The organism is Sphingobacterium corticis (assembly GCF_042684745.1).
Lineage (GTDB): Bacteria > Bacteroidota > Bacteroidia > Sphingobacteriales > Sphingobacteriaceae > Sphingobacterium > Sphingobacterium corticis.
Genome location: NZ_JBHUMA010000004.1, coordinates 854,142 through 865,812, shown reverse-complemented (window position 1 = coordinate 865,812; position 11,671 = coordinate 854,142). Strand labels below are relative to the sequence as shown.

Below are 11,671 nucleotides of genomic sequence, written 5' to 3'. Positions count from 1 at the left end.
CTATGAAAAAGACGATCGTAGTTTCCGCGGTAAACTTGGTAGAAGCTGGTACATTAACTATACTTCGAGACTGCTTGTCTTATCTGTCGACTTTAGCTCGCGATCCTGCTTATCGGATAGTTGCAATCGTCCACGACAAAGATTTGGCGTATTTTGAACACATTGAATACATAGAAACGCGCTGGCCGAAGAAGCGTTGGATTAATCGTCTCTGGTACGAATATGTAAGCTTGAAACGTATATCTAAACAGATAGGATTAATTGATTTATGGCTTTCCTTACATGATACAACTCCGAGCGTAACCGCAAAACGAAGAGCAGTGTACTGCCACAATACATACGCATTTTATAAACGTAAAATGCACGATTGGGTGTTTTCTCCAAAAATTGCGATGATTTCCTTTTTTACGAAATGGATTTACCGCACAAACATTCAAAAAAACACTTTTTTAGTAGTACAGCAAGCTTGGTTTCGAAAGGCTATGGCTGATATGTTTGAGTACGACGAGCAACGTATTATCCTCGCTCCACCAAAGCACGAAATAACCGTACCTACAAGCTTACCAGCAGAAGAATCGGATCATATATTTCACTTTGTGTATGCGGCTTCACCGAATAGTCACAAAAACTTCGAAACCCTACTCGGTGCTGCTGCGTATTTGGAAAGCAAAGGCATTACAAATTTCTTGGTGCATATAACGGTAAACGGCACGGAAAATGCCTATGCAAATTGGTTGTACAAGAAATGGGCACATCTCAAATCGGTCGACTTTCACGGTTTTGTCGACCGTGAAAGTCTGTTTAAGCTATATAGAAAAAGCGATTGTTTGGTTTACCCTTCGAAAATAGAAAGCTGGGGATTGCCCATTTCGGAGTTTGCTTTATATGGTAAACCGATGTTGCTTGCGGACCTTCCTTATGCGCATGAGACGGCTTCAGGACATCAAAAAACAGCATTTTTTGAACCTGAAAATACGGTTATGCTAGCCAAGAGAATGGAAGAATTGATTCTCGAAGATACACGCGCATTAAAATCAGTAGAATCCCAAGAATTGCTTGAACCATTTGCACCTAATTGGCAGGTATTATTTAAAAAACTTTTAAATGAGTAAACCACTTAGAGTATTACAAGTCGGGAAATTTTATCCTATTCGTGGTGGGGTTGAGAAAGTGATGTACGATCTTACCATGGGATTATCTCGCAGAGAAATCCATTGCGATATGCTGTGTGCTAGCACAGAAAATTATACTGGTGGGGATGTCGTTCTAAATGCTTTCGGTAGAGTGATTGTAGTTCCGACTCAAATTAAATTGGCGGCCACCATGCTCGCTCCGCAGATGATTTTCAAGCTTCGAAAGATAGCCAAGAGCTACGATATCATACATATTCATCATCCAGATCCGATGGCATGTCTGTCGTTATTTCTATCTGGATTTTCCGGACAAGTGATTTTGCATTGGCACAGCGATATTGTTAAACAAAAGAAGCTATTGATGCTGTATAAGCCCTTGCAAGATTGGCTAATTCGTCGAGCCAATATCATTATCGGAACTTCTCCCGTATATGTGCAAGAGTCGCCTTTTTTGAAAAAAGTACAGCACAAGACAACTTACGTACCAATCGGGATAGAAGCATTAAACCCCGATAAAAAGATTTCTAATTCGCTTAGGAAGAAATACGGCGATAAGAAAATCGTATTTGCTTTAGGGCGACTTGTAGAATACAAAGGTTATACGCATTTAATTAAAGCGATGAGCTTGCTTGATGATTCGTATCAATTGATCATTGGCGGGAAAGGCCCGTTAAAGGAAGATTTGACTAGATTGATTTCTGATTTGAATGTAGAACATCGCGTAGAACTGATCAATTATATATCTGACGAGGAAGTAGCAAGCTACTACGACATTTCTACTCTTTTTTGCCTAAGTTCCACGCAAAAGACAGAAGCTTTTGCTATTGTACAAATTGAGGCCATGTCCTTAGGAAAACCGGTCGTTTGCGCGCATATTGATGGTTCTGGAGTAAGTTGGGTAAACGCGCATGATAAATCCGGTATGGTTGTGGAAAAAGAAAATGCCAATGCATTGGCGGGTGCAATACGAATGATTACTAATGATCAATCGAACTTCGACCGGCTGAGTCGTGGTGCAAAAGATCGATTTAATTCATTGTTTACCGAGGAGGCGATGATAAAGAATACTTTGGAAATTTATAAAAAATTGAGACAGCGCGCTGAATGAAAAGTTGTAGCTAACCGCCTACAAATAATCGCAATTAATCGCCTCTTTTTTACGGTTCATTCGGGTATTTGCTTGTAAAAAATTAGCTTTGTTTAACTTTCGAGACCACTGAAATAATGAATAACACGGGTATAAAAACCATTCCCAACGAATTATTTTTTGAACACGTGATGTCATTGTTGGAAGAAGGGAAAGCGGTAAAGTTCGCGTTGCGCGGTGAGAGTATGAGACCTTTTTTAAAACAAAATGATCTCATAACGGTCAAGCCGATCCGAGAAGTTTCTTTGAAGAAAGGACATATCGTATTAGCGCAATGGAACGCAAAGTTTGTTCTACATCGAATAATACGACTCGAACAAAAAAAGATTTATTTGGCTGGCGACGGCAACCTTTCTCAGATCGAAGAAGTGTCCGAAAATGATGTGATTGCCTTTTTAAGCGAGGTAACTAGAGACGGTCGATCTATCGATTTGTACTCGAAATCAGCATTATTTTATGCTAGTGTATGGTTGCGGTTGCGGTTTTTTCGAAAAGTTTGGCACAAGCTGTTTGGAAGTAAGATATATAAAAGATGAGATTGAGAAAGGAATTGAGATTAAGAAAAGTAGGAAAAGATTATATCATTGTAGAACCGGGCCAAGATAAGGTAGATATGGTAAAGGTATTTACGCTAAATGAATCAGCCGCCTGGCTCTGGGAGCAAGTAGAAGGTGATAATTTTTCCCGCGACGATCTTACCAAGCTCCTATTAGAAAAATATGATGTGGCGCCGGAGAAAGCGTCGGAAGATGTAGAATCGTTAATAGCAGTTTTTCATACTCAAAACTTTTTAGAAGAAAGGGAATAGTCTGCTGTGAAGTCACGCCAAGTATTTTTATCACTTTTAAAGTCTGGATTGTGGAACAGTGCGGTTTCCGATCTACACAATTTCCCTTTGACGGACGTACAATGGCAGGATATTTACATCAAATCTCTGAACCATACCGTAGAAGGTTTGATATATCTAGGTGTCACCAATCTGCCATCGGAATTCATGCCTCCAAGAGCGATATTGCTTCCATGGATCGCTCGCGTTTCCAAGATAGAACAACGCCATGCGTGGATGAACGATAGGGTATCTGAGCAACTTTCTTTTTTTCGATCGCATGGTTTAGATCCGTTTTTACTCAAGGGACAAGGTGTTGGAAGATGTTATGAAAACCCGGAATTACGACTTGCGGGTGATATTGATTGGTGCTTCCCTAATAAAAACGATTATGATAAAGCTAAAAAGGTTTTAACAGAAAGTGGTTTAGATGTGGAAGCTACTGCAGGCTACAGTTCACAAACCATTTGGAGCGGCGCAGAAGTGGAGTTGCACCAACGCATGATTGATATACATAATCCTTTTAAAGATCGGTTTGTAAAAAACTTGATCAATGCACAGGAACCGATAAAGTTTACTGCAGATAATCAACAAATAGACTGGAAATTGCCTTCTCCATTGTTAACACATGTATCCGTTTCTATACACATTTTGAAACATTTACTTTCTTATGGAATAGGACTAAGACAATGGTGCGATGCTGTGCGTATTTGTTATACTTTTTCGGCAGAAATAAACGGATCAAAGTTGCGAGAAGTGTATCGCAAACTCGGTGTGTTAAAGTTTATCAATGTTTATCACGGTGTTTTGGTAAACTATCTAGGCCTACCGGCAGAATATCTGCCATTTCCTTATGATAGACATGCATTTACAGACACGCTTATACATGACGTTTGGGAAGCCGGTAATTTTGGCTTCTCGTTGGAGAAACATGTCGGCGCTGAAGCGAAAAATAGTGGAAAACGAAAAGAAGCGAAACAACGAATTTGGAACAGCTTCGTCAAATATTTGCCCTTCGCACCTGCAGAAGCGCTGTCTTTTCCGTTGGTACAATTTTATTCAAGATTCAACCAATAACAACAGCAGATATGAACAATTTATTCATAAAAAATATCCGCTGGGTAAGCGAATTTGTCTCAGATCGAAAGTTTAATATGTCTTTATTCTTCGTGCATGGGGTTGTAGGTATTGCTTGTTTGCTATCATTTTTGTTTTGGTCTAAAACAACGCTCGATTCAGCAACGAATAGCGAGATTGGAAATTTGGAAGAAGAATCCGAATTTAAACTAGCGGAAGGTCGACCAACTTCGGCATTAGATCAAGCGACCTCCAAAAAATTGATTTCGCAATTACTTTGTGTAGGGAAAAATAAATTTGTGATATTTGTTATGCATGATTTGAAACTAGCCTTTCGTTGCGAACAATCAATCTACCTACAGTAATAGATTTTCAATGAAAAAAAACGAACACACCGCTTGGAAAAGATAACTTCTACATGGTATGCTATTGCTGGTTCCTACTTAGAAATCCAGTGTTCAACGGAGTTTGATTTAGGTAGACTCTTGCCGAGCTTTGCTGATTTTAAGTTAGGCGATGATGCTGTTGTGAAAGGACACCCAATTACGCAAGTAATTGTGACGAAACAAGCTTTTGGAAGATCTTCGAAGGATGCGAAGCTATTAAGCGATATTTCCATTGTATGGGGAAATCGCTTCAAATTTTTTGAGCTTCCTGATGTGTTTGTTACTACAGTAGCAGGTACCTCGAAACAGGAGACTTGGTTTATGGAGAGCGAGAAGGATTTTTCAAAATCTACCATTTATTGGATTGATGATAAGGAAATTTCCGGGGAACTACTTAGCTGGATGATTATGGTCACGTTTGCTCAGTCAGCAGTATTTCATAACACCATCCTTGTACACGCATCTGTGATAGAAAGAGATGGAAAAGGTTATGCATTTTTAGGAAAAAGTGGTACAGGAAAAAGTACGCATAGTAGAATGTGGCAAGCATCTATCCACGGAGCAGAGTTATTAAACGACGATAATCCTGCGGTAAAAATTGAGTCGGATGGATCTGTTAAAATCTATGGAACTCCATGGAGTGGGAAGACTCCTTGTTATCGGAATATGGTTGTAGATCTACAAGCATTAGTACGCTTGAAACAAGCTCCGATAAATCAAATGGAATGGAAATCTGGACAGCAGGCTTTCTTAACACTCTTACCGAGTTGTTCTGCTATACGATGGAATCAAGAGATCTTCGCCAATATGGCAGATATTGTTCAAAACATATCAACAGAAATTCCTGTTGGCGAGCTGTCTTGTTTGCCGAATGGAGAAGCTGCAAAACTTTGTCTAAGTGAAATTGAAAATATAAAATAACAACTTTATGAAAAAACTTTTATTCCTTTTACCAGTAGCTGCCTTTCTACTACTTCACTCATGTATTGTTTCTAAGAAAGTTGTTTATGTTAAAGACATGCAAGAAGGTGTGGATTATCCCGTTGCTGATGCACCTCCAATACGTATTCAAAAAAACGATCGATTGAGCATTACAGTTAGTTCGAAGAATGCAGAACTCGCTGCGCCATTCAATTTGGATATTGGAAGTTATGGATTAGATGCGGCAGGATCCGCTCGTTTAAACGCTTCTGGTCAAACGAATAACACATTCTTGGTCGATAACTATGGTAAAATTGACTATCCAATTATTGGAAAGCTGGATATGGAAGGATTGACTTTGGACGGTGCAAGAGATTTGATTTGGGAAAGTTTAGTAAATCGCAAACTTATATCCGAACCAATCGTCAAAGTAGAATTGATCAATGTAAAAATTACCATGATGGGCGAGGTAGGTTCCATCGGCATTCTAAACATTCCTGATACCAGAGTAACGATATTGGACGCATTGGCACTTTCTGGAGGTTTAACGCCTAACGCGGTGCCGAATTTGGTAAACGTAATTCGGGAGGAGAATGGCATACGTAAAATGTACACGAATGATATACAATCTACTGATCTTTTCAACGCGCCCACATTTTACCTACAGCAAAACGACATTGTTTACGTGCCACCACGAGGTCCAATACCCTCAGCTAGAGAAACATCTACACTTCAGTATCTAGGCTTAATCACAGGTCTAACAGGAACAATCATTTCCATATTAATATTAACTCGATAGATTTTTAATTTCATGGTCAATCATACGAACACACAAAATCTAATAGAAGAAGAAGAAAAGTCAATCAATGTATTGGATTTAACGAAATATCTTTTCTTGCACTGGAAATGGTTTTTATTATCGGTGCTATTTTTCGGAGGATTATATTATTATCAATACAGCAAAACGCCTTTTGTATATAGTAAATCGGCAGTATTGATGATAAAAACGCCTCAAAATAGTAATGCTACAGCACGGTTTACACGTTCTTCTATGGCAAATACGGTTAGTGTCGCCACCGAGATTTTGCAACTACGTTCAAAAGAGTTGATGCGCCAATCCATTGATGCTATTCAGGCAGATGTAAGCTACTATAAGACCGTAGGCCTGCGTAATGTAGAATTGTACAACGATGCTCCCATCAAAGTGCTTTTTTCGAACATTAATCCCGAATCAAGTAGATCATTTACTATTATACCAAAGGATGCATCTTCTGTAGAATTGCATACGTTAGATGAAGGTCATGAACAGAAAAAAAGTATAATACCACTAAATAAATTGGTAAAAACGACTATTGGAGAAGTAACTATCCTACCTACCAATAACTATCGAAAAAATGAAATTGGTCAAGAAATCCACGTTTCTAAAATTCCTCGCGAATCGATGGTTAGCTATTTTCTTTCCAATATAAAAATCAGCCAAATTGAAGAAGATGCTAGTTTATTACGGTTTACCCTAGAAGATTATTCTCCAAAACGCGCCACTGATTTAATTACTACGCTCGTTGATTTGTATAATTTGCAAACCATTGACGAAAAAAATCGAATAGCTGTCAGTACAGAGAACTTCATACGTGAACGTCTTAGCTTGATCGAAGGCGATCTAGGTGCAGTGGAAAAAGATCTCGAGCGCATGAAGGTGGCCAATCAAGGTATGGATGTCAACCAAGCAACGGGTATGTACATCTCTGAAAGCCGACAGTATCTAAGCGCAGGACGTGACTTAGAAACTCAATTAGGTCTGGCGGAGATGATGCGCGACTACATCCAAAATGCCGAAGGACTTATCCCGACAAATATGGGCTTAGTAGATTTAAATATTGATCAATATGTTAATGATTACAATTCGGCATTATTGCGGAAGAATCGTCTTTTGGAAGGGAATAATGAAAATAACCCAATCGTACGCGAGATAGACCAATATTTAGCACTAAATAAAAGTAATATTGAGCGTGCGGTAAACAATGCCATTTCTGGATTAAAAGTTCGTATTCAAAATTCTCAGAAAGATATGAACACAGCGCTTAAAGGTGCGACATCTATGCCCGCAAAACAGCGTCAGGTGCTTGGCGTAGAAAGAAATCAACGTGTAAAAGAAGAACTGTATATTCTATTCTTAAATAAGCGTGAAGAAAATGCACTTAATCAGGCTTTGGCAGACGATAATCTTCGTGTCGTAGATCCTGCATCTGGTAGCGATGCTCCTATAGCTCCAAACAAAATCCGCAAGCTAGCCATTGGGGTAGGTATAGGTTTGGCCATTCCAACCGCAGTATTGCTTCTTATTTTATTCTTAAATACTTCGGTAAGAGACCGTAAAGATATCGAAAAAGCTTTATCGGCGCCATTCTTGGGTGAAATACCATATTCGAAACGCAATAAGAAAGATGTTCACGTAGTGGTCAGAGAACAAGCTACCGACCCGGTAACAGAAACTTTTCGTATACTTCGTACCAATATCGATTTCATGTCAACTGGCAGAAGTAAACAAGTAATCACACTAACATCTTTAAGCGAAGGAGTAGGTAAAACATTTTGTGCTATCAATTTAGCAGCCAGCTTAAGCTTTCTGAAGAAACGTGTTATTTTGCTGGATTTAGACTTACGTAAAGGTACGTTAAGTGAGAAAATAAATGCCACTAAGCCAAAAGGGATTAGTCATTATCTATCGGATTCGAGCGTATCTATCGAAGATATCATTTATGAGAATGAAATTTCTGGGTCCGTAGATGTAATTCCAATTGGTGTAATCGCTCCGAACCCTGTGGAGTTGCTTTTGAGTGAACGATTAGAAACCCTAATACAGCAACTAAAAAACACATACGACTACATTGTAATCGATAATGTTCCTATCGGCGTCGTTGCAGATGCATCTATCATAAACCGAATTTCTGAGTTGACTATATTTGTGGTACGAGCGGGAAAAATGGATAGACGTCAACTACCAGAAATAGAGAATATTTATAAACAAAAACAGCTTAATAATATGGCGGTTGTTCTTAATGGTATTCGGAAAGGTAGCGCTGGATATGGCTACGGATATGGTTATGGTTATGGCTACGGATATGGCTATGGAAAGAAAAAATAATTGCTAAATTAGCAGTATATAACTGTACGACATATGATTAGTCAGATAACAGCAGATGTGAAAATATCGGTAGAATCGATTTATCAGCCAGAATATTCCAATCCAGACAATTTTCATTTTATGTTTGCCTACCGGATCACGATAGAAAATCAGGGTAGCGATACACTACAATTAGTCAGACGTCATTGGGACATATTTGATACTATTGGAGAGCACAAGCAGGTTGATGGCGAAGGCGTAGTAGGCGAACAGCCGATTTTAGAACCTGGTCAAATCCATCAATATGCTTCCGGTTGTAATCTTCGAAGTGACATGGGTTATATGGTCGGGCACTACGAAATGCAACGGCTAATCGACGGAGCAGCAATTGAAGTCATCATTCCACGTTTTAACCTTATTGCGAATTTTCGATTGAACTAAATACGAATGCTAATAGGGTAGGGGGAGCAAATCCTTTTAACACTATATTGACGATTTATTATGTACTTTTGTTGATTGGATAGATACGTCAACAAAAATGTCACAAGCATTAATTCTAGGCGCTAGCGGATTGGTTGGTTTGCATACCACCAAATATCTCTTAGCGGATAATTCCTTTGATAAAATATATGCAGTCAGTCGCCATGGAATTCCCATTCAGCATGAGCGACTGATCCAGATTAAGGCGGATTTTGATACTATAGATAGTCCAATTCGAGATCTTCAAATCGACCATCTCTTCTCTTGTCTTGGATCCACAAAAAGTAAGACACCTAATAAAGAAGATTATAAAAAAGTGGATCACGATTACCCGATCAAAGTCGCTCGCATTCTGAAAGAAAATGGTCTACATTCAGCTTCTATTGTTTCTGCTTTAGGTGCCAATAAGGATAGTATGACATTTTATATGCGACTGAAAGCCATGACTGAACAATCGTTCGAAGAACTTGGTCTCGATCAATTATTCATTATGCAGCCATCATTAATTGTTGGTAATCGAAAAGAAAAGCGACTTGCGGAAAAATTTGCTTCCATTCTATTTAATATTATAAATCCTTTATTATTAGGAGATTACAAGAAATATAGAAGTATAAAAGGATCAGTAATCGCCCGTGCGCTAGTCGAAACTACAAAATTAGATGGTAAAGGAATTTTCCGATTTAACACCCAAGAAATCAAAGAATTAACGTGAGTATAATCAGTACTGAAAAATTAAGCCATTCGTTTCACGATCGCCACTTATTTAATGATCTCCACTTTGGCATGCAGTCTGGAGAACGCATCGCACTTGTTGGAATTAATGGTACCGGTAAATCCACCCTACTTAAAATATTGTCGGGTATTATTCAACCCGATCAGGGAACAGTCGTTACGGAACGAGGTATTCGAGTTGGCTATCTCCCTCAGGAGCCTGACTTTTCTAATCTCAATTCGGTTGAGGATTTCATATACAGCGCTGATAATAAGCAACAGCAACTTATCAAAGAGTATGAGGAGGTATTGAAAAACGATCCTTCTAATGTAGAAAGGATAAACGAGTTAACGGATGAGTTGACGGCATTAAATGTTTGGGAATACGAGTACGCTATAAAAACTATCCTTAACCGTCTGCAGATACACGATTTTAAGAAAGAGATTTCCTCTTTATCCGGAGGGCAGCAGAAACGTTTGGCCTTAGCTAAGCTTCTTATAGACGAACCAGATGTTTACATTCTTGATGAGCCTACTAACCATTTGGACATCGAAACAATCGAGTGGCTAGAAAAACTACTGACTTCAGGAAATAAGACGGTATTACTGGTTTCACACGATAGATACTTCTTGGATCAGGTTTGTCAAGAAATTAGAGAATTAGACAGAGGAAAAGTTTACCAGTATAAAGGTAATTATGCAAATTTTCTGGAAAAGAAAGCTGAACGATTTCAATCCGAAGTAGCGAGCGCAGACAAGGCAAAAAACCTTTGGCGTAAAGAATTGGAATGGATGCGGAGGCAACCTCAAGCTCGAGGTACGAAGTCTAAGTCACGTATTGAAGCATTCTATGATCTAGAAAACAAATCTAAAGGTCCAGCTACCAATCAAAAGTTGGAATTAAAGATCCAAACCTCGAGACAAGGATCAAAAATTTTAGAAATTGAGAATGCGGTAAAATCGTTTGACGGAAATGAAATCGTTTCCAACTTTTCTTATGTTTTTAAGAAAGGGGATAGAATCGGTCTTGCTGGAAGAAATGGAACAGGTAAATCTACCTTTTTGAACTTACTGACAAATTCCATTTCTCCAGATCATGGTCGTATCGATATTGGTGAAACTACTATCATAGGTTATTACAAACAGGGAGGTTTAGATTTTACCGATAACCAACGAGTGATAGACGTAGTCAAAGATATAGCAGAACATATTGACATGGGAAAAGATGGTATCATCACGGCTTCCCAACTTCTAACTTTGTTTCTGTTTCCGCCGGAGAAACAATTTGGTCTAGTATCAAAACTAAGTGGAGGAGAACGCAAACGCCTTCAATTGATGCGAATCCTGATGCTCAATCCGAATTTCCTGATATTGGATGAACCATCCAATGATTTGGACATGGATACGTTAAATGTATTGGAAGATTTTCTCGATAAATTTAAAGGCGTATTGGTTTTGGTTACACACGATCGCTATTTACTAGATAAATTGACCGATCAACTATTTATCTTTGACGGATCTGGCGAGATTCAAATATACAACGGGAATTATGCAGATTTCAAAATTGAGCAATCAGAAATAGAAGCTAGCAAAAATCAAAAAGGGTCGAAAAAGGATTCTACACCGACACCTGTTTCTGAAGTCAAGTCGAAACCAAAAATATCGTACAAAGAAAAATTGGAGTTAGATGGTTTAGATAACCTTATTTCTGATCTAGAAACTAAGATCAATATGCTAACAGAAAAACTTAATAACACTTCGGACCACAAAGAATTATCTGATATAGCGACAGAAATAGATAACATAAAATCAGAACTTGATCAGAAAACAGAACGTTGGCTGGAATTATCAGAATTAATTTAGGGT

At 38.6% G+C, this 11,671-nt stretch carries 12 protein-coding genes; all 12 read left to right on the top strand.

The window, feature by feature from the left end; translation table 11 throughout:
• Positions 1-2: 2 nt before the first annotated feature.
• The gene (locus tag ACFSQ3_RS05070; protein WP_380868109.1) at positions 3-1,112 is read left to right on the top strand and encodes a glycosyltransferase; all 1,110 of its coding nucleotides are present in this window, start codon (positions 3-5) and stop codon (positions 1,110-1,112) included.
• Positions 1,105-2,241, top strand: a complete 1,137-nt coding sequence (locus ACFSQ3_RS05065; RefSeq protein ID WP_380868107.1) for a glycosyltransferase — start codon at positions 1,105-1,107, stop codon at positions 2,239-2,241. Before ACFSQ3_RS05070 ends, ACFSQ3_RS05065 begins: the two co-directional genes overlap by 8 nt.
• A gap of 116 nt (positions 2,242-2,357) precedes the next feature.
• A complete protein-coding gene (locus ACFSQ3_RS05060) occupies positions 2,358-2,816 on the top strand; it encodes a S24 family peptidase (protein WP_380868105.1) in 459 nt (152 codons plus the stop codon).
• Entirely contained in the window at positions 2,813-3,088 is a 276-nt protein-coding gene (locus tag ACFSQ3_RS05055; RefSeq protein ID WP_380868104.1) for a PqqD family protein, read from the top strand. Before ACFSQ3_RS05060 ends, ACFSQ3_RS05055 begins: the two co-directional genes overlap by 4 nt.
• Before the next feature lie 6 nt (positions 3,089-3,094).
• Positions 3,095-4,183, top strand: coding sequence for a nucleotidyltransferase family protein (locus ACFSQ3_RS05050; protein ID WP_380868102.1), 1,089 nt, complete (start codon positions 3,095-3,097; stop codon positions 4,181-4,183).
• Between the two features lie 11 nt (positions 4,184-4,194).
• Complete coding sequence (locus ACFSQ3_RS05045; protein WP_380868100.1) at positions 4,195-4,548, top strand: hypothetical protein; 354 nt, start codon at positions 4,195-4,197, stop codon at positions 4,546-4,548.
• Between the two features lie 33 nt (positions 4,549-4,581).
• Positions 4,582-5,490 (top strand): hypothetical protein, encoded by a 909-nt coding sequence (locus tag ACFSQ3_RS05040; RefSeq protein ID WP_380868098.1) that lies wholly within the window; start codon positions 4,582-4,584, stop codon positions 5,488-5,490.
• A 7-nt stretch (positions 5,491-5,497) separates the two neighbouring features.
• The gene (locus ACFSQ3_RS05035) at positions 5,498-6,289 is read left to right on the top strand and encodes a polysaccharide biosynthesis/export family protein (RefSeq protein WP_380868096.1); all 792 of its coding nucleotides are present in this window, start codon (positions 5,498-5,500) and stop codon (positions 6,287-6,289) included.
• Positions 6,290-6,301: 12 nt separating this feature from the next.
• Positions 6,302-8,635, top strand: coding sequence for a GumC family protein (locus ACFSQ3_RS05030; protein ID WP_380868095.1), 2,334 nt, complete (start codon positions 6,302-6,304; stop codon positions 8,633-8,635).
• Between the two features lie 33 nt (positions 8,636-8,668).
• Positions 8,669-9,055: a Co2+/Mg2+ efflux protein ApaG gene (gene apaG, locus ACFSQ3_RS05025; RefSeq protein ID WP_380868093.1), complete on the top strand. Its 387-nt coding sequence runs from the start codon at positions 8,669-8,671 to the stop codon at positions 9,053-9,055.
• Between the two features lie 97 nt (positions 9,056-9,152).
• Entirely contained in the window at positions 9,153-9,806 is a 654-nt protein-coding gene (locus ACFSQ3_RS05020) for an NAD-dependent epimerase/dehydratase family protein (protein WP_380868091.1), read from the top strand.
• Entirely contained in the window at positions 9,803-11,668 is a 1,866-nt protein-coding gene (locus ACFSQ3_RS05015; protein WP_380868089.1) for an ABC-F family ATP-binding cassette domain-containing protein, read from the top strand. The genes ACFSQ3_RS05020 and ACFSQ3_RS05015 overlap by 4 nt, the downstream gene beginning before the upstream one ends.
• Positions 11,669-11,671: the final 3 nt, after the last annotated feature.

What these genes read in the sequence shown, in the direction of transcription:
- ACFSQ3_RS05045 (WP_380868100.1), top strand. Translation starts at nt 4,195, where the DNA reads ATGAACAATTTATTCATAAAAAATATCCGCTGGGTAAGCGAATTTGTC.
- ACFSQ3_RS05020 (WP_380868091.1), top strand. Translation starts at nt 9,153, where the DNA reads ATGTCACAAGCATTAATTCTAGGCGCTAGCGGATTGGTTGGTTTGCAT.
- ACFSQ3_RS05060 (WP_380868105.1), top strand. Translation starts at nt 2,358, where the DNA reads ATGAATAACACGGGTATAAAAACCATTCCCAACGAATTATTTTTTGAA.
- ACFSQ3_RS05070 (WP_380868109.1), top strand. Translation starts at nt 3, where the DNA reads ATGAAAAAGACGATCGTAGTTTCCGCGGTAAACTTGGTAGAAGCTGGT.
- ACFSQ3_RS05065 (WP_380868107.1), top strand. Translation starts at nt 1,105, where the DNA reads ATGAGTAAACCACTTAGAGTATTACAAGTCGGGAAATTTTATCCTATT.
- ACFSQ3_RS05030 (WP_380868095.1), top strand. Translation starts at nt 6,302, where the DNA reads ATGGTCAATCATACGAACACACAAAATCTAATAGAAGAAGAAGAAAAG.
- ACFSQ3_RS05055 (WP_380868104.1), top strand. Translation starts at nt 2,813, where the DNA reads ATGAGATTGAGAAAGGAATTGAGATTAAGAAAAGTAGGAAAAGATTAT.
- apaG (WP_380868093.1), top strand. Translation starts at nt 8,669, where the DNA reads ATGATTAGTCAGATAACAGCAGATGTGAAAATATCGGTAGAATCGATT.
- ACFSQ3_RS05035 (WP_380868096.1), top strand. Translation starts at nt 5,498, where the DNA reads ATGAAAAAACTTTTATTCCTTTTACCAGTAGCTGCCTTTCTACTACTT.